This window comes from Bradyrhizobium erythrophlei, assembly GCF_900129505.1.
Classification (GTDB): Bacteria; Pseudomonadota; Alphaproteobacteria; order Rhizobiales; family Xanthobacteraceae; genus Bradyrhizobium; species Bradyrhizobium erythrophlei_D.
In genome coordinates this window covers 2,705,277-2,726,614 of record NZ_LT670818.1, presented here as the reverse complement: position 1 = coordinate 2,726,614, position 21,338 = coordinate 2,705,277, and the positions used below count along the sequence as shown (strand labels likewise).

Below are 21,338 nucleotides of genomic sequence, written 5' to 3'. Positions count from 1 at the left end.
CGTGGTAAGGTGCCGAACCCTCATGGTGAGGAGCGCGGCAACGCCGCGCGTCTCGAACCATAAGGCCCATCCGGCGCCTCATCGCTCCCGCAAAATCCTTCCCGCCACCGCGTCGAGCTTTTTCAAAAGCGCGGGATCGCGCGCTTCCGGCGCGGTGATGATGGCGGTGTCGAGCGCGCGGTCCGAACCGTTGGGACACGGCTCGTGCTGGCGCGGGAAATCCTTGGCAAGCCGCGCCACCAGGCCCTTGGCCTTGTCGGCGTTGGTGGTCAATACCCGGATGATGTCCTGCACCGTCACGGCATCATGGTCGGGATGCCAGCAATCGAAGTCCGTCACCATCGCCACTGTCGCGTAGGAGATCTCGGCCTCGCGGGCGAGTTTTGCCTCCGGCATGTTGGTCATGCCGATCACGGAGTAGCCCAGGTTCTTGTAGGTCATGCTTTCGGCGTAGCTGGAGAATTGCGGCCCCTCCATGCACAGATAAGTGCCGCCGCGCGCGATCGCGATGCCCTCGGCCTCGGCGGCCGCGGCAAGGTGGATGCGCAGCCGCGGCGACACCGGATGCGCCATCGAGACGTGGGCGACGCATCCTTTACCGAAGAACGAATTTTCGCGCTTGTGGGTACGGTCGACGAACTGGTCGACCAGCACGAAGGTGCCGGGCGGCAGCTCTTCCTTGAACGACCCGCAGGCCGACAGCGAGATCAGGTCGGTGACCCCGGCGCGCTTGAGCACGTCGATATTGGCGCGGTAATTGATGTCGGACGGCGACAGCCGGTGGCCCTTGTCGTGGCGCGGCAGGAACACGATCGGCAGGCCGGCGATGGTGCCGTGGCGCACGGGCGCCGACGGCTCGCCCCACGGGCTCGCGATCGCCTCCTCGCGCACGTTCTCAAGGCCCGGCAGATCGTAAATGCCGGAACCGCCGATGATACCCAGGATCGCCTTCGTCATGCCGTCTCCATTTTCCGTTCGTAGCACTACTCATCCTGGCGATGAAGCACGACCATTGTATTTCGGCTCTCCAATGGGCCGGAGACTCGAGGCGGAATCGAATGCTAAAGCTCAACCATGTCGAAGTCGCCTTTGGGCGTGCCGCACTCCGGACAAATCCAGTCGTCCGGAATCGCGGCCCATCTTGTGCCCGGCGCCAGGCCTTCATCCGGGTCGCCTTTTCCCTCGTCATAAATGTAACCGCAGGTGCGGCATTGCCAGGATTTGTAGGGCTCGTCGCTCATCGGGGTTTTTCCGTCCTGCGTTGACGTACGTTCCTGATCACCTTTGTCCGGGTTCAAGCATGGTGCGAAGCATCTTATTTGCTGGACGCCTCGCGGTAAACCGTACCCGGGGGGTGGCCGGACGCAGTGATGAAACCGACCATTTGGCGACGGCGCAAGGGCTGCTGTTTCGTTTTGTTTTCGCGCTCGACCTTCGATAGCCGGGTCAACTGATTTGCCCGTCGGGTCGCTTTCCAAACCGCCTGTCCAGCCCCTTTTGCAAAAATATTCTGGTTTTCCGAAGAGGCGAATCACTTTAATAACCCACATGTCCCGTCCCACCGAGAGGGGCGTTTCGCGATCGTCACGGACGTTGGTGCGGGATGCGATGGACGCAAGTGGCGCTAAAGACGAGAGCGCTTATCTTGCGGACGGAGAAGTCGTGTGGTCCTGACGCCTCGACGCTGGCGTCAAGTTGGCGGGAAGTATCCCGCCGGCGACGGTGACAAAAAAGCCCGATCACCGGGGAGAGTACGAAGGAAGCCGTTAAAACCATTGCGCGGGGAATGCCGGGTGATTTCGGTGTGACCTGACTAACGCGTGTGCGTAACTCCACTATCTCTGCACACGCGGCTATCGGGCGCATCGGGCGCCCGGCATTCCCTGCGCCCTCCGGGCGGAAGGCTTTAGCAAAACTCGGGCGCAGCGTGTCGCGGGAATGCAAAGTCGTATTTTGCCATTGAGACGAGCGCCACACCCTCAGTTGTCGTCGCCCGCGCAGGCGGGCGATCCAGTATTCCAGTGACGCTGACGATAGAATCGAGAGGCCGCGGCGTACTGGATACCCCGCATCCGCGGGGTATGACGGCGGAAGGTTGGGCAAAGCGAAGCATGCCCTTGCCCACCATATGCGTCGTTTTAGATACTCAAGCCGCCGCTTCGGGCTGCAGCTGGCCGGCGATCATCGCTTCCAGCGTTTTCACCGACTGAAAATTTTCCGGCGTGATCTGGTCTTGCGGAATCGTGAAATCGAATTCAGCCTCGACCGACAGCATCAGATTGACCATGTCCATCGAGGTCAGCCCGACATCCACCAGCCGCGAGTTCGGCCGCACGTCGGCCGCGATCGCGTTCTGTTCGAGGATTGCCCTGACGAGGGCAAGGATGCGATCCCCGACATTCGCGCTAAAGACGTGGGGGTTAAACGCCTGCATCTTCAATTCCCACCTGTCGCGCCGATGCGCCATCGCATCAAACTGCGCCGCCAAAACCGGCTGTTACCACGCCCATCTATAATTCCACGAGCCTTTGAAGAACAATGAATCTCGTTTGAGCGAGGCCGTCATTCGGTTCTTAACGCTAACGGCGATCGCCAGAAAACGAGACATCGAAAAAACCGCGGATTAACTTTCATCGCCGAAACGAATGTCGTTTACCCCGAATTTCGTCGACGCATTTGAATTAAATCCTTAGCCTTGACGCTTGATCGGAAGCTGTTCAAGCGATCGATGTGGCATTGCGCGAAGCCCGCGCAGGTGTTTCGCACCGACAGAACCCCTAAAAGGCATATCGGCCATGAACATGCGGGAGACCAGACTACGCAACGCCGTTGCGGACAGGATCAGCGAACAATTCATTCCCGACCGGAGTTCCTTCCCGCTGCGAACGGCTACGGTTGCGGCGGTCGCCGCCGCGGAAGCCGAAGCGGTCGACCGCGATGCGCGGTTCCCGCAGAAAGCGCTCGACGCGATGCGCGCGCAGCGGCTGCTGGGCGTCCAGATCCCGCTCGCGTTCGGCGGCGACGGCGCATCGGTCGCCGATATCACCGACATGTGCTACACGCTCGGCCGCGCCTGTGCGTCGACAGCGATGATCTTTGCGATGCATCAGACCAAGGTCGCCTGCCTGGTCCGCCACGGCGCGGGCTCGGCCTGGCACGAAACGCTGATGCGTCGCGCGGCGGCCGGGCAGATGCTGCTGGCGTCATCAACCACCGAAGGACAAAACGGCGGCAACATCCGTTTCTCCACCGCCGCCGTCGAGCACGCCGGCACCGAGATCTCGCTGGCTCGCAACGCCACCGTGATTTCATACGGCGCGCAGGCGGACGGCATCGTCACCATCGCGCGCCGCGCCAATGACGCCGCCGGCTCCGACCAGGTGCTGCTGGCGATTACCAGGGACAATTACACGCTGGAGCCCAGCCTCGCATGGGAGACGCTCGGCATGCGCGGAACCTGCAGCGCCGGCTTCGAGCTGAAGTTCAAGGGCACCGCCGAACAGATCTTCCCCGAAGCCTATGACAAGATTCACGCGCAGACGATGACACCGGTCGCGCATCTCTCCTGGTCCTCGGCCTGGGCCGGGATCGCGGCAGCGTCCGTCGAGCGCGCGCAATTGTTCATCCGGAAAGCCGCCCGCGGGGCCGGCGGCCAGATGCCGCCGGGTGCGGCGCATTTCACCGCCGCCAAAATGTCGCTCGCAAAGCTGCGCGCCATGATCACAACCAATCTCGATACCTATCTGACCCACGAGCATGACGAGCGGGCGCTGTCCTCCCTCGACTTCCAGTCCCAGATCAACCTTTTGAAGGTGGAGGCTTCGGAACTCGCGGTGGCGACCGTCATGAGCGCGATGCGCGCCTGCGGCCTGTCGGGATATCGCAACGACGGCGACTTCAGCATCGGCCGACATCTGCGCGACGTGCTGTCGGCGCCGATCATGATCAACAACGACCGCATCCTCGCCAATATCGCGACCGCAAGCCTGATGAGCGGCGTGCCCACGACCTTGCGCGATTGATCAACAAACAAGAAAACCGGGAACGCCGAACATGAACATAGCTGTCCGAAGCCCGTCGCCGGAAGCCACCCAGCCGGCCGACCCGCTCGATCACCTCGCCAATAAATTATTCCACAAGATGGGAACCGACGGCGTTTACGCCCGCACCGCGCTCTACGAAGACATGGTCGATCGGCTCGCCGCCTTGATCACGCGCAATCGCGAACCCGATACCGAGGTGATGCGCTTCCCGCCGGTGATGAACCGTGGCCAGCTGGAGAAATCCGGCTATCTGAACAGCTTTCCCAACCTCCTCGGCTGCGTCTGCGGCCTGCATGGCACCGAGCGCGAGATCAATTCCGCGGTCAGCCGCTTCGACGCCGGTGGCGACTGGACCACGTCGCTCTCGCCCGCCGACCTCGTACTGTCGCCGGCGGCCTGCTATCCCGTCTATCCGATCGCGGCCGCGCGCGGCGCGCTGCCCAAAGGTGGCCTGCGCTTCGACGTCGCGGCCGACTGCTTCCGCGCCGAGCCGTCGCGCCATCTCGACCGGCTGCAGTCGTTCCGGATGCGCGAATATGTCTGCATCGGCAGCCCCGAAGACGTATCCGATTTCCGCGAGCGCTGGATGGTGCGCGCCCAGGCCATCGCGCGCGATCTCGGCCTGACCTTCAAGGTCGATTATGCCTCTGATCCCTTCTTCGGCCGCGTCGGCCAGATGAAGGCGGTCAGCCAGAAGCAGCAGTCGCTGAAGTTCGAACTCTTGATTCCGCTGCGCTCGGAAGAGCGGCCGACCGCGTGCATGAGCTTCAACTACCACCGCGACCATTTCGGCACCACCTGGGACATCAAGGACGCCAATGGCGAGCCGGCGCATACCGGCTGCGTCGCGTTCGGGATGGATCGGCTCGCGGTCGCCATGTTCCACACCCATGGCACCGATGTCGCCAAGTGGCCGGCCGCGGTGCGGGAGGCGCTCGGCCACAAATAACGGATGCGATCGGTAGGCGGCGGTGCACACTGCGACACTTCGATGCCGTGAAATTTCCGCCGCCGATCTTGATGCGGTGGCGGATCTGTTGACACGCGGGTTCGTCGGAAGGTCGCGCGACTACTGGATGCAGGGGCTGCGCCGCCAGGCGGTGCGCGAAGTCCCAGGCGGCTATCCCCGTTTTGGCTATATGCTCGACCATGACGGCGCCGTGGCCGGCGTCCTGCTGCTGCTCTACACGGCGAGGAGCGACGGCGGCGACGCGGCGATCCGGTGCAACCTCTCGAGCTGGTATGTCGATCCCGCGTTCCGCAATTACGCACCGATGTTGACGAAAATCGCGCAGCGTCACAAGGACGTCACCTACCTCAATATCAGCCCCGCGACCTGGACCTGGCCGATCATCGAGGCGCAGGGTTTTTCCTCGTATTGCAGCGGCTTGTTCTTCTCGATCCCGGTGCTGTCGCGCGCCGCGCGGGGCATGACGATTGAGACGATCGCGCCGGATACCGGGGCTGTCGAGGGCCTGCCCGGGAACGAGGTCGAATTGCTGGCGCGACACGCGCGCTATGGCTGCCTCAGCCTGGCGTGCCGCACGCCCGGCGGCGGACCGTTTCCGTTCATCCTGTCGCCGATGCGCATCCGCCGCGGATTGATCGCGCCGCCGGCGATGCAGCTGATCTATTGCCGCGACGTCGCCGAATTCGTCGCATGCGCGGGCTCGATCGGCCGGGCCCTGATCCGGCACGGCAAGATTTCCGTCATTCTCGATGCCAATGGGCCGGTCGCCGGTCTCACCGGCATCTTCTCGCGGGCGCGCGGCCGCAAATATTTCAAGGGCCCGCGCCGGCCCCGCCTGGCCGACCTGACCGACACCGAATTAGTACTGTACGGGCCTTAGGCCGTTTGCCGTCTCGTCAATCAGGCGGCCGCAACAACCTCGAGGGATATCGGATGCACAAGCATACTCCCAGCCGAACCGCCGCCGCGCTGGTCGAACAGCTCGTGATCAACGGCGTCAGGCGTAAGCGATGACGCGTGCCGATCAGCCGCGCGCAAATTCCCAGTACAGCTTGCGGGCGCGGCTGTAGAACGGCCCCGGCTGCAGCGAGCGATCGTCGATCCGGATGATCGGCGCGACCTTGGCGAAGTTGCCGCTGGAGAAGATTTCGTCGGCGGTTTGGAAATCGCGGTATCGCAGGGTCTTCTCGACCACGCTGACGCCATCGCCGCGCAACAGGTCGATCACCCGCTGCCGGGTGATCCCGTTGAGGAAGGTGCCGTTCGGCGCCGGCGTGTAGACCACGCCCTCCTTCGCCATGAATACGTTCGCATTGCCGAATTCGGCGACATTGCCGAGCATGTCGAGCATCAAGGCGTTGTCGAAGCCGCGCGACTGCGCTTCCATCAGCGCGCGCGAGTTGTTGGGATAGAGGCAGGCCGCCTTGCAATCGACCGGCGCGGTTTCCATGGTCGGCCGGCGGAATGGCGACAGCGTGATGGCGCTGCCGGTCGGCGGCGGCATCGGCGCGACATAGATGCACAGGCACCAGTTGGTCGTCTCGGGATCGAACAGCACGCCGCCGCCGCTGCCGGTCTGCGGCCAATACATCGGCCGGATGTAGAGCTCGGCATTGGCATCGAAGCGGGCGATGCCCTCGCGCGCCAGCCCCAGCCAGGTTTCGGTATCGACCACCGGCTTCAGCATGAAGTTGATGGCCGACTGATTCACCCTGGCGCAGTGCCGGTCGAGATCGGGCGCCGCGCCTTCGAAGGCGCGCGCGCCGTCGAACACGGTCGAGCCGAGCCATGCCGCATGGGTCCGGGGACCGATGATCGGCACGTTGCCGTCATGCCAGGCGCCTTCAAAGAAGGTCCAGGTCTGCGAAAAACTGACGGGAGCTATCGTCTGGACCATGATCACCATCCAAAGCGCGGCGATGCCGCGCACATCGGCGCTACTATTGTCGAAATCCTCTTAAGGATTTCCTTGCCGGATTTTGGGCAATAGCGGTCAATTCACGATTGATAGACCACAATTGGACACTACATTCCCGCAACCGGAGCCCGCTATGCCCCTCGATCCCCTGGCCAAGCGTTTGCTCGTCATGATGGCGGCGGCCTCGCCGAGCAATCGGTCGCGACCGACCGTGGATGAACGCCGCCAGGCGCTGACAAAACTCATGCAGTTCGTCCGCGCCGACGTCGCGGCGGCAAGCTGGATCGACGGCGTATTGCCGGGACCGGCGGGCGATCTCCCTTACCGGCTTTACACGCCGGCGGATGATGCGAGCGAGACCTTGCCAGGCTTTGTGTTCTTCCATGGTGGCGGCATGGTCGCCGGCAGCATCGACACCCATGACCGCATCGCCGCGACGCTGGCGCAGAGCACCGGCTGCCGGCTCGTCTCCATCGATTACCGCCTCGCGCCCGAGCACAAGTTTCCGGCGGCCATCGAGGATGCGATCGCAGCGACCCGTTGGGTATCCGAACAGGCCGCCTCGCTTGGCATCGATGCGACAAGGCTCGTGGTCGGCGGCGATTCCGCGGGCGCGACGCTCGCAGCCGTGGTCTGCCAGGAGAGCATGCGCAACGCCGGGCCTGCGATAGCCGCGCAATGCCTGATCTGTCCGGTACTCGATTTCGAGGACACCTCGCCGTCGCGCGAGGCATTCGCCGAAAATCATCTGCTCGACCGGGTGACGCTGGAAGCCGACCTCGCCGACTATCTGCACGGCGACGCCGACCTTGCCGATCCCCGGATTTCGCCGCTCCGCGCCATCAGATTCGCCGGGCTTCCCGCAGCCATTATCCATACCGCCGAATTCGATCCGATGCGCGACGAAGGCAACGCCTATGCGGGAAAGCTCGTCGCGGCGGGTGTCCAGGTCGAACATTTCTGCCACGACGGCATGATCCATAATTTCCACGCCATCGGCGCGATCCTGCCGCAGGGCCGGCTGGTGCTGCATCAGATCGGCGAGCAGGTCCGCCGCACGCTCGGCAATTGACTGAAGCTTTAATCAATTGGTGAAAATGCGTTAGGGTTATTTTATCAATGTCGGCACGAATTATTGCAGGCTTGAGCATCCGCCCCTTACAAATATGTTGCGAACAAAACGCATAATGAAATGCGACGCGTACGTAGAGGTGGACAATGCGCAGCGAGACTATCGCCATTCACGCCGGCTACGAACCCGATCCGACGACCAAGTCTGTTGCGGTCCCGATTTACCAGACAGCGGCCTACGCCTTCGACAGCGCCGATCACGGCGCCGCCCTGTTCAATCTCGAGGCCGAAGGCTTTCGCTATAGCCGGATTTCGAACCCGACCACCGCGGTTCTGGAAAAGCGCGTCACCGAGCTGGAGGGCGGCGTCGGCGCGCTCGCGGTCGCCAGCGGTCAGGCGGCGCTGCATTTCGCGCTCGTTAACCTTGCCGATACCGGCGGCAACATCGTCTCCGTGCCGCAGCTCTACGGGACCACGCACACCCTGCTCGGCCATATCCTGCCGCGCCAGGGTATCACCGCCCGTTTCGCCGAAAGCGACAAGGCCGACGCCATCGAAAGGCTGATCGACGAAAATACCAAGGCGGTGTTCTCCGAGACGATCGGCAACCCCGCCGGCAATGTCTGCGACATCGAGGCGCTGGCGAAAGTCGCGCATCGTCATGGCGTGCCGCTGCTGGTCGACAATACCGTCGCTACCCCGATCCTCCTGAAGCCCTTCGATTACGGCGCCGATATCGCCATTCATTCGCTGACGAAATTTCTCGGCGGCCACGGCACCACGCTGGGCGGCGCGATCGTCGACAGCGGGCGTTTCCCCTGGACCGAGAACGCGCGCCGCTTCCCCACCTTCAACGAGCCCGACGAATCCTACCACGGCCTCGTCTACACCAGGCAATTCGGCACCAGCGCCTATATCCAGCGCGCGCGCAGCGTCTATCAGCGCACCATGGGCTCGGTGCTTTCGCCGTTCAATGCCTTCCTGCTGTTGCAGGGAATCGAGACCGTCGCCCTGCGCGTCGAACGGCATGTCGAGAACGCGCGCAAGGTTGCCGAGTTTCTGCGCAATGATCCGCGCGTCGATTGGGTCAACTACGCGGGTTTTCCTGAGAGCCCTTATTACGCACTGGTCCAGAAATATCTGGACGGCAACGCGTCGTCGCTCTTCACCTTTGGCATCAAGGGCGGCATGGAGGCCGGCAAGCGATTCTACGATGCCCTGAAACTGATCACGCGGCTGGTCAATATCGGCGACGCGAAATCGCTCGCCTGCCACCCCGCTTCGACCACCCACCGCCAGATGTCTCCGGAACAGCAGCGCCTGGCCGGCGTGCTGCCGGAAACCATCCGGTTGTCGATCGGCATCGAACATTCTTCGGACATCATTGAAGATATCGACCAGGCGCTGGCGCAGGCATGCAGCCGGCACCAGCGGCTCGAGGCCGCGGAATAGATCTTTTGAGGGCCCAGCATGACCGTCCTGTTGGAAAAACGGCGGCTGATCGTCAGTCCCGGCCTCGCGCCGACGCAGTTGCGGCGCGAGGATAAATTCGGCCGTCCGCAACATGCCGATGTGGATCTCACGATCGGGCTCGTCAACAACATGCCGGATGCGGCGCTGCAGGCGACCGAACGTCAGTTCATGCGTCTGCTGAGACAAGCCGCCGGCGATATTCGCATCGACTTCCACTGCTTCTCGCTGCCTTCGGTCACGAGATCGCAGACCTCGCAGTGGCGGGTCGAAAAGCAATATACCGACATCGCCGACCTGGACCGCCTGCAGCTCGACGGATTGATCGTTACTGGCGCCGAACCGATCGCCGCGACGCTTCCGGAAGAACCGTTCTGGCGAGAGCTCACAGATATTGTCGATTGGGCGCAGGCCAACACCCGCTCGACGATCTGGTCGTGCCTCGCCGCCCATGCCGCGGTGTTGCATCTCGACGGCATCGAGCGGCGGCGACTCGATGCCAAATGTTCCGGGATCTATGACTGCGCCAAAGTGACCGATCACTGGCTGACAGGGGATGCGCCGTCGCCGCTGAAGATCTCGCATTCGCGCCTCAACGAGTTGCGCGCCGACGACCTGGCCGCGCGCGGCTATCAACTGCTGACTACTTCGCCGGAAGCCGGCGTCGATATCTTCGCCAAACAGCTTGGCAGCCAATTCGTATTTTTCCAGGGACATCCCGAATATGACGCGCTCTCGCTAGAGCGGGAATATTTGCGCGACATCTCGCGCTTTCTCGCCGGCCAGTGCGACACCTATCCGGCCTTGCCTGTCGGCTATTTCGACGCCGAAACCGAACAGAGTCTTCTTCGCTTCGAGCAACGGGCGCGGGTCGAACGCAGGCCCGGATTGAGCGTCGAACTGCCCGACCGCACCCTTCGGCAGGACAACGCGGCCGGAGCCGCGGCCACCGCGATCTTCAAGAACTGGCTCCACTATCTATCGCAAGGTGCGCGAAGGTCGTTACGACGCTGATTTTCTCGCTTCACCACGTGTCCGGATTCGATGGAAGCGAAGCAGGTTCCTCATTATGCATAATAGCGGACGGAGCTTGCCTGAGATGGCCGGTGAATGGTTGATTGCGTCAAATAGCGTTCGCCCCGGAGGAGGAATCCCGTGTGGCGCGCACCTCTGACCTAGCGAAAGTATCATCATGCATCCGGCCTGGTCTGCATTAAGAGCACGCGTCAGCAACCGCCTGGCCCGGCATTTTCGCCCTGCGCCGTTTCAGCTGAAGGGCACTGGCCCGATGGTCAGCTTTACCTTCGACGACGTTCCGAAAAGCGCAGCCACGGCCGGGGCTCCGATCCTGGAAGAATACGGCGCGCGGGGAACGTTCTATATCGCCGGCGGACTGGTCGATCGGTGGCAAGGCCATTGGACCGGCGTCAGCGCCGATGAAATCGTTGACCTTCACCGCAAGGGCCACGAAGTCGCCTGCCACACCTTTTCGCACGCAAGGGCGACCGACCTCGACGCCGCGGCGATGACGCTGGAGATGGAGAAGAACCGCCGTTATTTCCTGGCGCTCGAGCCTTCGATCAGAATTGAGAATTTCGCCTATCCCTACGGCTTCGCATCGGTGTCGCACAAGCGGCAGCTCGGCAAGGCGTTCCGTTCCGCCCGCGGCATTCTTCCCGGTGTCAACAGCGGTGCCATCGACCTGCAGTTCCTGCGCTCCACACCCCTGATCGAAACCAATATCGACCGCGAGGGTATAGATCGCGCATTCGACGAGGCCGTCGCCAAAGACGGCTGGCTGATCTTCTATAGCCACGACGTCCGGGCCGCGCCCAGCCCTTACGGATGCTCGCCGATCATGCTGCGCCATGCGCTGGAAGCGGCGTCACGCCGCAAGATCCCGGTCGTGAGCGTCGCGGAAGCGCTGCGGCGGGCGGGCGCGTAGCCGATCGATCCAGCGAAGTTAGTGATCGACCACCACCAGCGCGGCCTTTCTGAAATCCGCCAGCCTTTCGTCCCTGGCGACGGTCTAACGAATTGTTCTTGATTTGTTTCGGAGATTCCAGCAAGAGTGCGCGCGACGCGATTTCTTCGGATGTGGGGTCGGCGAGGAAGCCGTTGTGCGCGCGACGGGAATCACGGAGTTTGATCTCCACTGGCTGATCGTGCCGTATCGGCGGCGGCCATTCCCGCGGTGGTGCGCCACTCCAGCAAAACGCCTCATCGGACGACCCATTCCACATGTCTTTTTCCGCCATTGCTGTAACCCCTGAAGCAGGAAATGACGCCGCTGAGGCGCTTTCCGTGCTGAATTCGGTGTTCGGCCTGCCGGCATTTCGCGGCGCGCAGGAAAAGATCGTCCGTCACGTCACCGATGGCGGCAATTGCCTGGTGCTGATGCCGACCGGCGGCGGCAAGTCGCTGTGCTATCAATTGCCGGCGCTGTTGCGCGAGGGCTGCGGCATCGTGGTCTCGCCGCTGATCGCGCTGATGCGCGACCAGGTCGCGGGCCTGCATGAGGCCGGCGTCAGGGCGGCGGTCCTGAATTCCACGCTCTCCTTCGAGGAGGCCTCCGCGGTCGAGACGCGGCTGCTCGCGGGCGATCTCGATCTGCTCTACGTCGCGCCCGAACGGCTGGTGACGCCGCGCTGCCTGAGCCTGCTCGGCCGCGCCGGGATCGCGTTGTTCGCGATCGACGAGGCTCATTGCGTGTCGCAATGGGGGCACGATTTTCGCCCGGAATATATCGGCCTGTCGGTGATCGCGGAGCGTTTTCCCGACGTGCCGCGCATTGCGCTGACCGCGACCGCCGATGAACTCACCCGGCAGGAGATCGTCGACCGGCTCGGCCTTGCCGGCGCGCCGCAATTCGTCGCGAGCTTCGATCGCCCCAACATCCGCTATGAAATCGTCGACAAGCAGAACGCCCCGGCACAACTCAAGACCTTCATCACCGAGCGCCATGCCGGCGACGCCGGCATCGTCTACTGCCTGTCGCGCGCCAAGGTCGAGGACATCGCCTCTGCGCTGACCAAGGCCGGCGTCGAGGCACTGCCCTATCACGCCGGCCTCGACGCCAGCGTTCGCGCCCGCAACCAGGACCGCTTCATCAACGAAGACGGCGTCGTGATCGTCGCCACGATCGCGTTCGGCATGGGCATCGACAAGCCGGACGTGCGCTTCGTGGCCCATCTCGATCTGCCCAAGAGCATCGAGGCCTATTATCAGGAGACCGGCCGCGCCGGCCGCGACGGCAAGCCCTCCAGCGCCTGGATGGCTTATGGCCTGTCGGATATCGTGCAGCATCGGCGCATGATCGAGGAGTCCACCGGCTCCGAGGCGTTCAAGCGCGTCTCGCTCGGCAAGCTGGAGGCGCTGGTCGGCCTCGCCGAAACCACGGCCTGCCGGCGCACCCGCCTGCTCGGCTATTTCGGCGAGACGCTTAAGGCTGTCAAATGCGGCAATTGCGACAATTGCCTGTCGCCGCCGGCGGTGCGCGACGGCAGGGTGATCGCGCAGAAGCTGCTGTCCTGCGCCTATCGCACCGGGCAGCGTTTTGGGGCGATGCACCTGATCGATGTACTGGTCGGACGCATGACCGAGCGGGTTCAGCAATTCGGGCATGACAAATTGTCGGTGTTCGGCATCGGCCGCGAACTCAATGAGAAACAGTGGCGCGCCGCCATGCGGCAGTTGGTCGCCCTGGGCCACCTGAAGCCCGATTCCGAGGCCTTCGGCGCGTTGAAACTGACGGAGAGCGCGCGCGGCGTCCTGAAGGGCGAGACCGAGGTGATGCTGCGCGAGGAAACTCCCGGCTCCCGCATTCGCAGCAACCGTGCCAAATCGCGGCGCGGCGATCTTGCGCCAGCTTCCGGCGGCGCGGGCAAAGCCGGCGATCCGGGCTTGCTCGGCGCGCTTCGGGCGTGGCGGTCGCAAATGGCGCGGAGCCGCGGCGTACCGGCCTATGTCGTGCTGCACGATTCAACGATCGACGGCATCGCCGCCGCGCGCCCGACTTCGCTCAACGAGCTCCGCGGCATCCCCGGCATCGGCGACAAGAAGCTCGAACATTACGGCGACGAGCTGATCGCGCTGGTGAGGGCCAGTCGCACCGGGCTGTAAGCATACTTCGGGCGGGTCACGCCGCGCGCCTGTCACAAAACAGCAAACAAAGTCGACAATAGTGCTTTGGCGAACGCTATGAGTTCGGACCTCGATACTGTAGCGCCCTGAAGAACGAATCTGAGCTGCCGCCTCATGACAGATATTGGTGTCGGCCTCGCGCGAACCATGAGCTCCGCGATCGGCATGCTCGTGCTGGTTCTGACGTTGGGCTCTCATCGCGCCGAGGCGGCCGCGCCCGATGACGTCGTCGAGCGCTATCGACCGTATCTGACCGAGGGAATCGATCAGGCCCTGGCCGGCGCGCGCGATCTGCAGAGCAAGATCGCTGCGCACGATCTCGCCGGAGCGAGGCGGGCGTGGCTTGCCGCCCGCGCCGGGTGGGAGCGTTCGGAAGTCTTCACCGCAGGCTTCGTGCCCGAACTCGACTCAGAGATCGATGCGTGGCCGAACGCCACGACCGGCTTTCACGCGATCGAAGCAAACCTGTTCGGCGCCGGAACAACTGATGACGCGCGCGAAGCCGATGCGCTGGTCAAGCATCTCAGCGATCTCCATAACCGGTTGCGCAGCATACCCCTGACATCGCAGGGTTTGATGGACGGCGCCGTGCGGCTGGCCTACGAGGTCGGCGAAAGCAAATCCGACGGCGGCGAATCCCGCATCAGCGGCACCTCGCTGGAGGACATGCGCAACAACATCGCCGGCATTGAATTCGTGCATCGGACGCTTTTCGCCGCCAGTTTGAATGCGATCGATCGCGAGTTTGCCGGTGCCATCGACGGCAAGATCGACGAGCTCAAGCTGCTGGTCTCCGTAGGAGACCTGCGACGGGTCGACACGCCGAAACTGCGGCGCGCGTCCGAGGAACTCGTCGTGGCGTTGCAGGACGCGGCTAGCAGGCTCGGCCTGCGGAAATCGACACTCGAACAAGTGCAGAAATAATGAGGGTCAGCAGTCTCGGGATTGTCGTGGTCACGTTCCTGATCGCCGCAGTGGTCGGAAGGGTCGCCGCATTTCCTGTCAATGGCGACCAGACCGTGCTGCCAGCCGGCACGGAACTGAACGAGGACGCGCTGAACACTCCACGCGAGGTCTTCCACTCCGAGACGCTCCACGGACGAAAATCCTATTTGATCAATCTCGGCGATCTTCTTTTCAGCTCCCCCTCGATTCTCGGCGGCGTGGCACGGCAGGCGGGCCTCCGCTGCAGCACCTGCCACGTCAACGGAGCCGGCAACCCCAAACTCTACATTCCCAAAATGTCGACGCGGCCGGGCAACTTCGACACCACCGGCCCGCTGTTCAATCCGAAGGCCGACAACCAGGTGCTCGATCCGGTGCGAATCCCCTCACTTCGCGGGGCTCGCCTCCTCGCGCCCTACGGAATCGATGGCCGCACGGCTTCGCTGCGCGACTTCGTTCGCAACGTCATCGTCAATGAGTTCGCCGGTCCGGAGCCGTCCTCGGCGACCGTCGAAGCCATCGTTGCCTATATCAACGACATCGATTTTCTGCCAAATCCCAATCTTGGTCCGGCCGGACGGCTGACGCCCGTGGCGATGGAGAGCGAACGTCGGGGCGAAGCGCTGTTCGTGAAGCCGTTTCCGAACGATCCGAACATGAGCTGCGCGACCTGTCACGTGCCTTCCGGCGCCTTCGTTGATCACCGCCAGCATGACGTCGGCTCGGGCGGCCTGTTCAAGACCCCGACGTTGATGAATGCCGACTACAACGCGCCGTATTTCCACGACGGACGCTACGACACCTACGAGCAGGTAGTCGCGCATTTCGATCGCGTTTTCGGCCTTGGCTATTCCGACCAGAACCGGCAGGACCTCGTCGACTATCTCAACGCGATCGGCAACGGCATGCAGCCCTACCAGTATGAAGACACGCCATCGACCCTGAAGGAGGTCAACGACTTCGCGCTGGTGCTCGGCGCGGCGATTACTGCAAACGACAAGGATGTGGTCGCGCTCGCGGTCGATACCATCGGCAACGAATTGCGTGAACTTACCGAATTCTATCCGGATCGCAAGGACACCAGCGTCTCCGGCGGCGAAAATGTACGCGCACTGGCGCGCCAGGCGCTCAAGGAGCAGGTGCTGACGTTGCGGCGGATCGACATCGCCGTCGGGGCCGGGCGCCTGGCCGATGCCGCAACGGACTACGAAGCTTATCGCGAGCGGATGGTTGTTGCGGTACCAACGCTCATGAACAACGCGGAGCAGTGGTCGCTGTTCACGAGGACGGTGCACGACGCGCACTACGCCGCGCTGCGTCAGACGATGCTCGCGCGGCGCGCGGGCCAATAGCCAGATCTCGCAAAAGCGCCATGCCGGCGCAACGGTGCGGCGTATCCGTGGGATCAGCCCGACGCGCTTGGCCGGCCTCGTTCCGGCGCACGCGCCCGACGCAGCGACCGACGCCGGCGAGCCGAACTTGCTGGGCGCGCTCCGGGCCGCGGCGGTCGCAAGTTACGGCAGCCACAGCCTACCAGCCTGTGTCGTGCTGCATGGTTCCAGAAATCGATGGCATCGCCGCTTCGCACCGAGCGCATTGACGCAGCGGCGGGAATCCTCGGCATCGGCGACAAGAAGGCCGAACATTGGCGGCGCGCTGACCGCGCTGGCTGACCGAACCGGGTAATGACCGGTCTTCCGGCGAGGTGAAATCCGCCTCGCCGGAAGGTAACACGCCTACTGCCTTGCGCTCATTCTTACGCTTTAGTGCCGATCATGATCATGATCATGATGATCGTCGTCGCCGCCGGTGACCGAAACCACGGCGCCGGTGGTCTCGTCGAGCACCACCTTGCGCGGGTTGCGTTCGTGATGATCGTCGAAGTCGAACATGTTGTTGAGCGGGCCGGCGATCGTGTCGAACGAGCCGCCGTGCTGGATCCGCTCGCCGTGCAGCCAGTTGTCCTCGATGAAGCGAAGCACCGAGCTCTGGTCGGTCAGTGTGTGATCGACGTGGTTATGTTTCGCGAACGGCGACACCACCAACAGCGGCATCCGCGTTCCGTAACCGCAGCGTCCCCACGCCGGCGTGCCGGCGTTGCCGTTGAGCGGCGTGGTCGAGAGCGGCTCGTCCTGCTGGAAACCATTGCTGGTGCTGCAGACGCCGGCCCCATTGAGCGTGTCCACCGCCGGGTTGAACGAGGGGTTCACGATCGGCGGCATTTGATGATCGTACCAGCCGTCGGAGTCGTCATAGAGAATGACGACGGCGGTTTCCGACCATTCCGGGCTATTCTGCAGGGCGTTGATGACGCGAACCAGGAAGTGCTGCTCGTCGAGCGGGTCCGAATATCCGGCATGCCCGTCCTCGAACGCCGCGGCCTTCAGGAAGCTCACGGCCGGCAGGTTGCCCGCCTTGAGCGTCGTGAAGAAGTCATTGATGTCATACTGGTGATTGGCCGGATCCGGCGTGTTGGTATGCGGGATCAGGCTGTGACCGATGGCCTGAACCGAACTCGGCCGGGCGTGGGTCGTATTACGGGTCGATGCGTAGTACTGGAACCACGCGTGGTGCGGAATATAGTCGACCGAGGTTGACGCGGGCGTGCCCGGCGCGGTCGGGTTGGTGTGCCGCAGGCAGCCTTTGGTGCCGTCGGGATTGACGACGGTCAGGTCGAAGCCGCCCATGAACGATCCCCAGGTGATGTTCTTTTCATTGAGGAGATCGCCGATGTTCTTGCCGGCCATCGTGACCTGGTCGATGGTCGGGTTGGAGCACACGTCCAACAGCGGGTCGCCGTCGCCGATTTCGGTGATGTTGGTGGGCGACTGGGTCGCATCCCCGAACGCCTCATGGGTGCCGTGCAGCAGCGTGCTGCCGTTCAGCACATTCAGCGACGCGGCGAGGCCGTTGGTCTGGCCCGAGATCAGGTTGATCGCGCCGGGCGTCGAGGGACCAAACTGCGTGGTGTAGTTGTTGTCGTTCAAGGCGAAATGCTGGGCGTAATTCCAGAGCGCGGTGACGGTGTTGCCGTCGTAATATCCCATCACCAGCGCCTTGGTACCGATGCCGGCCGGCGGCGGGCCAGCGGTTCCGACGAAGGCCGGAAAGCCATCCATCTTGCCATTATCGTAGGCGCTTTCCTCGGGGCTCTCGTTGTGGCCCTGGTCCGCCGTCAGCGCTTGTAACGGTGATAGCCGGAATGGGTTTGATGCGCCGGCGCCGTTCTTATTGGCGATGCCACCGCTCAACGGGGGGACTGGAGAGGCCGGATTGGCGGGATTGGCGTTCGGATTGTTATGGAGAAGATCAACGCCCGCGAGCGGCCCGAAATGATGATTCACATCGAGCGGGTTCGCGAGGTTGTTGACCTTCGGCGTGCGTGGCGACGCCGTGAACCTGGTCTCGCCGGACAGGTTGAGGGCGCTCGGATAGGTGCCGAAATAGTGGTCGAACGAGACGTTTTCCTGGAAGATGACGACGACATGCTTGATCGGCGTCGCGGTGGACGCGTGATCGTCGCGATCGTCGGCATGAGCGCCTCCGCACGCGGCCGCGAGGGCCAGCGCGGAAACCAAACCTAGAGCTTTTGGCAAACGCATCGGGGTTGCCTCCTGATAAAGAGCTGAATTGAACATGAAGGTTGCGAATGGCTACCAAGCGGTACCGCGCGGAACTTTTCAGAGCTGCGTCACAGCCGAACGAAAATTTTGTGACAACTGGTTGAATAGATCGCGATCCACAGGATTCGACCGGCATCGGCGGCAAGGAGCGCAAGCAACAGGGCGTCGAAACTGGAGAAAGATGGGCGTTAGTGAGCCAGGGTTTGCCCTGCCGGAAACATTGTGCACAGGGCGGGAATCACGGAATGTGATCCTCCACCCCCCAGGGACGACCATTCCGTGCCGTCGGCAGCTGCCTACCTCGAAAGCCTCAATCCGGAGCAGCGGCGGGCCGTCGAGCACGGCGCCGTCGGCCAAGGCCCGTTCGCGCCGCTATTGGTGATTGCCGGTGCGGGGTCCGGCAAGACCAACACGCTGGCTCATCGCGTCGCCCATCTGGTGGTCAACGGCGCCGACCCGCGGCGCATCCTGTTGATGACATTTTCCCGCCGCGCCGCCTCCGAGATGACAAAGCGCGTCGAACGGATCGCCCGCAAGGTGATCGGCGACAAAGCCGGAATCATGACCGACACGCTGGCCTGGGCCGGCACCTTCCACGGCATCGGCGCCCGCCTCTTGCGCGAATATGCCGGGCAGATCGGTCTGGATCCCGCCTTCACCATCCACGACCGCGAAGATTCCGCCGACCTCTTGAACCTGATCCGGCATGAAAAGGGATTTTCAAGGACCGAAAGCCGTTTCCCGACCAAGGGCACCTGCCTCGCGATCTACTCGCGCTGCGTCAACGCCGAGGCTCCGATCGAGCAGGTGCTGGGCGCGTGGTTTCCCTGGTGCTCCGGCTGGGCGGCGGAACTGAAGGAACTGTTCGCGGCCTATGTCGAAGCCAAGCAGCGCCAGAACGTGCTCGATTACGACGATCTCCTGCTGTACTGGGCGCAGACCATGAGCGATGCGGCGCTCGCCACCGACATCGGCGGCCGCTTCGACCATGTCCTGGTCGACGAATATCAGGACACCAACCGTCTGCAGTCCTCGATCCTGCTGGCGCTCAAGCCCGATGGCAACGGGCTTACGGTGGTCGGCGACGATGCGCAATCGATCTATTCGTTCCGCGCCGCGACCGTCCGCAACATCCTCGACTTCCCGAGAAAATTCTCGCCTGCGGCCGATATCATCACGCTCGATCGCAACTACCGTTCGACGCAGACCATTCTCGCCGCCGCCAACGGCGTCATCGATCTCGCCAAGGAGCGTTTCACCAAGAACCTGTGGACCGATCGCAGCTCGGGTACGAAACCCCGGCTTGTCAGCGTCCGCGACGAGGCGGACCAGGCCCGCTGCATCGTCGAGCGCATCCTGGAGAACCGCGAAGCAGGTACACTGCTGAAGCAGCAGGCGGTGCTGTTCCGCACCTCCAGCCACAGCGGGCCGTTGGAAGTCGAACTGACCCGGCGCAACATCCCCTTCGTCAAGTTCGGCGGCCTGAAATTCCTCGATGCCGCGCATGTCAAGGACATGCTGGCGCTATTGAGGTTTGCACAAAATCCGCGCGACCGTGTTGCGGGCTTCCGGCTGATGCACCTGATCCCCGGGGTGGGCCCGGCCTCCGCGCAGCGGGCGCTCGAACACATGGCCGGCGCCGCCGATCCGGTCGCAGCCCTTGCGCATGCGCCAGCGCCGCCGCGCGCCGGCGACGACTGGCGCGCATTCGTCGATGCGGTGACCGACATCAGCCATTCAACCTGGCCGGCCGACCTCGAACTGGCGCGTCTCTGGTACGAGCCGCATCTCGACCGGATCCATGAGGATGCCGATAGCCGCCGCGCCGATCTGATCCAGCTCGAACAGATCGCGAGCGGATACCCTTCGCGCGAACGTTTCCTCACCGAACTCACGCTCGATCCACCCGACGCCACCAGCGACCAGGCCGGCATTGCCTTGCTCGACGAGGACTATCTGATCCTGTCCACGATCCATTCCGCCAAGGGCCAGGAATGGAAATCGGTATATGTGCTCAATGTCGTCGACGGCTGCATGCCATCGGATCTCGGCGCCGGCACGTCGGCCGAAATCGAGGAAGAACGCCGCCTGCTCTATGTTGCGATGACGCGCGCCAAGGACGACCTCCATCTCGTGGTACCACAGCGCTTCTTCACCCATGGCCAGCATGCCAAGGGCGACCGGCATGTCTACGCCGCCCGGACACGGTTCATTCCGTCTGCTCTGCTCCGGCTGTTCGAACAGGCCACCTGGCCAGCGGCGGCGGCCAATACGGCCGCGCCGCGGCCTGCGAGCCAGGGGCCGCGCATTGACGTCGGCGCCAGCATGCGCAGGATGTGGCGCTGAGACGGAGAATGAACAATCATGTCGAATTCCGGATTGCGTGAGCTCCTGGCGCCGATGCGCCTGATGTTCGCGATGCTGGCCCTGCTCTTGCCGGCGAGTCCGGGCTGTGCTGCGAATGCAACCGTCAAGGACGGCGCCACCCTGCAGCTTGCCGGGGTCACCTACCGGCTGGATGGCGTCGACGCGCCGGAATTCGACCAGATATGCCTCGACGATCATGCCGATCCCTGGACCTGCGGCGTCGAGGCGCGCGACCAATTGACAAAACTGATCGGCGCGCGCGGCCTCCATTGCGAGGATGTCGGAGCCGACAAGACCTTGCCCAAGCGGCGGGCGGGCCTTTGTACCGTCGACGGCGAAACCAGCAGTCTCAACCAGCTCCTGGTGCGTCAGGGTTTTGCGCTGAATTTCGAGCCCTCCGCCAAGGGGTCCTTCAAGGACGACGAAGCCGCCGCCAGGAACGACCGGCGGGGTCTGTGGCGGGGATGCTTTGTCGCACCGCAGGAATTCCGGCATGGCAAAAAGGACGGAACGCTGCTGGGCGCGGCCTGCCGGAGCGACAAGGACCGCGAAATTCGCCAGGTCCTGTTTCCGGAAGAACCTGCGGCGCCGCCCGGCTGCAACATCAAGGCGAAATTCGCGGTCCGCGCGCGCGTGACCGGCAATCTCGGCATCTATCATTTGCAGGGGTGCCGAAGCTATGCGCCGCTGACGAAACCGGATCGCTGGTTCTGCTCCGAAGACGACGCGCAAGCCGCGGGCTTTCGCCGGGCGTATAATTGCCGGGCGGGCACGCGTCGAAAATGACA

17 protein-coding genes are annotated in these 21,338 nt (G+C 63.3%); 12 read left to right on the top strand and 5 right to left on the bottom strand.

The genetic code is table 11. The annotated features are described in order from the left end of the window. Positions 1-78 precede the first annotated feature (78 nt). The 3 genes from B5525_RS12665 to B5525_RS12655 all read right to left on the bottom strand — a co-directional run bounded on the left by B5525_RS12665 (position 79) and on the right by B5525_RS12655 (position 2,434). A complete protein-coding gene (locus B5525_RS12665) occupies positions 79-957 on the bottom strand; it encodes an S-methyl-5'-thioadenosine phosphorylase (protein WP_079566307.1) in 879 nt (292 codons plus the stop codon). A 104-nt stretch (positions 958-1,061) separates the two neighbouring features. Next, complete coding sequence (locus B5525_RS12660) at positions 1,062-1,241, bottom strand: rubredoxin (protein WP_079566306.1); 180 nt, start codon at positions 1,239-1,241, stop codon at positions 1,062-1,064. Positions 1,242-2,146: 905 nt separating this feature from the next. Continuing rightward, on the bottom strand, positions 2,147-2,434 hold the full coding sequence (locus B5525_RS12655; RefSeq protein ID WP_079573283.1) for a phosphopantetheine-binding protein: 288 nt from the start codon (positions 2,432-2,434) through the stop codon (positions 2,147-2,149). 367 nt (positions 2,435-2,801) lie between these two features. On the opposite strand from B5525_RS12655, the gene B5525_RS12650 reads away from it, so the two are divergent. The 3 genes from B5525_RS12650 to B5525_RS12640 all read left to right on the top strand — a co-directional run bounded on the left by B5525_RS12650 (position 2,802) and on the right by B5525_RS12640 (position 5,893). Next, entirely contained in the window at positions 2,802-4,022 is a 1,221-nt protein-coding gene (locus B5525_RS12650; protein WP_425305309.1) for an acyl-CoA dehydrogenase family protein, read from the top strand. Positions 4,023-4,053: 31 nt separating this feature from the next. After that, positions 4,054-4,992 carry an amino acid--[acyl-carrier-protein] ligase gene (locus B5525_RS12645; RefSeq protein ID WP_079566304.1) on the top strand — a complete coding sequence of 313 codons (939 nt, stop codon included), beginning with the start codon at positions 4,054-4,056 and terminating at the stop codon, positions 4,990-4,992. A gap of 88 nt (positions 4,993-5,080) precedes the next feature. Further along, positions 5,081-5,893 carry an acyl-CoA acyltransferase gene (locus B5525_RS12640; protein WP_244567884.1) on the top strand — a complete coding sequence of 271 codons (813 nt, stop codon included), beginning with the start codon at positions 5,081-5,083 and terminating at the stop codon, positions 5,891-5,893. 144 nt (positions 5,894-6,037) lie between these two features. On the opposite strand, the gene B5525_RS12635 is transcribed toward B5525_RS12640, so the two are convergent. Further along, a complete protein-coding gene (locus B5525_RS12635) occupies positions 6,038-6,910 on the bottom strand; it encodes a branched-chain amino acid aminotransferase (RefSeq protein ID WP_079573281.1) in 873 nt (290 codons plus the stop codon). Between the two features lie 154 nt (positions 6,911-7,064). Here B5525_RS12635 and B5525_RS12630 point away from each other — a divergent pair, with 154 nt between their 5' ends. The 7 genes from B5525_RS12630 to B5525_RS12600 all read left to right on the top strand — a co-directional run bounded on the left by B5525_RS12630 (position 7,065) and on the right by B5525_RS12600 (position 15,912). Beyond that, complete coding sequence (locus tag B5525_RS12630; RefSeq protein ID WP_079566302.1) at positions 7,065-8,003, top strand: alpha/beta hydrolase; 939 nt, start codon at positions 7,065-7,067, stop codon at positions 8,001-8,003. A 146-nt stretch (positions 8,004-8,149) separates the two neighbouring features. After that, positions 8,150-9,454 (top strand): O-acetylhomoserine aminocarboxypropyltransferase/cysteine synthase family protein, encoded by a 1,305-nt coding sequence (locus B5525_RS12625; protein WP_079566301.1) that lies wholly within the window; start codon positions 8,150-8,152, stop codon positions 9,452-9,454. Between the two features lie 18 nt (positions 9,455-9,472). Next, positions 9,473-10,486 carry a homoserine O-succinyltransferase MetA gene (gene metA, locus B5525_RS12620; protein WP_079566300.1) on the top strand — a complete coding sequence of 338 codons (1,014 nt, stop codon included), beginning with the start codon at positions 9,473-9,475 and terminating at the stop codon, positions 10,484-10,486. A 274-nt stretch (positions 10,487-10,760) separates the two neighbouring features. Continuing rightward, complete coding sequence (locus tag B5525_RS12615; RefSeq protein ID WP_244567883.1) at positions 10,761-11,417, top strand: polysaccharide deacetylase family protein; 657 nt, start codon at positions 10,761-10,763, stop codon at positions 11,415-11,417. A gap of 296 nt (positions 11,418-11,713) precedes the next feature. Continuing rightward, positions 11,714-13,594, top strand: coding sequence for a DNA helicase RecQ (recQ, locus tag B5525_RS12610; RefSeq protein WP_079566298.1), 1,881 nt, complete (start codon positions 11,714-11,716; stop codon positions 13,592-13,594). A gap of 135 nt (positions 13,595-13,729) precedes the next feature. Continuing rightward, positions 13,730-14,539, top strand: coding sequence for an EfeM/EfeO family lipoprotein (locus B5525_RS12605; RefSeq protein WP_244567882.1), 810 nt, complete (start codon positions 13,730-13,732; stop codon positions 14,537-14,539). After that, the gene (locus B5525_RS12600) at positions 14,539-15,912 is read left to right on the top strand and encodes a cytochrome-c peroxidase (RefSeq protein ID WP_079566296.1); all 1,374 of its coding nucleotides are present in this window, start codon (positions 14,539-14,541) and stop codon (positions 15,910-15,912) included. Before B5525_RS12605 ends, B5525_RS12600 begins: the two co-directional genes overlap by 1 nt. A 411-nt stretch (positions 15,913-16,323) precedes the next feature. Here the strand turns inward: B5525_RS12600 and B5525_RS12595 are convergent, their stop codons facing one another. Beyond that, positions 16,324-18,162: a phospholipase C gene (locus tag B5525_RS12595; protein WP_154073180.1), complete on the bottom strand. Its 1,839-nt coding sequence runs from the start codon at positions 18,160-18,162 to the stop codon at positions 16,324-16,326. Positions 18,163-18,462: 300 nt separating this feature from the next. Between B5525_RS12595 and B5525_RS12590 the strand changes: the two genes are divergently transcribed. Together B5525_RS12590 and B5525_RS12585 are read left to right on the top strand one after the other, a co-directional pair. Then, positions 18,463-20,529: an ATP-dependent helicase gene (locus B5525_RS12590; protein WP_079566295.1), complete on the top strand. Its 2,067-nt coding sequence runs from the start codon at positions 18,463-18,465 to the stop codon at positions 20,527-20,529. A gap of 54 nt (positions 20,530-20,583) precedes the next feature. Further along, a complete protein-coding gene (locus B5525_RS12585; protein ID WP_079573279.1) occupies positions 20,584-21,336 on the top strand; it encodes a thermonuclease family protein in 753 nt (250 codons plus the stop codon). The last annotated feature ends 2 nt before the right edge of the window (positions 21,337-21,338 follow it).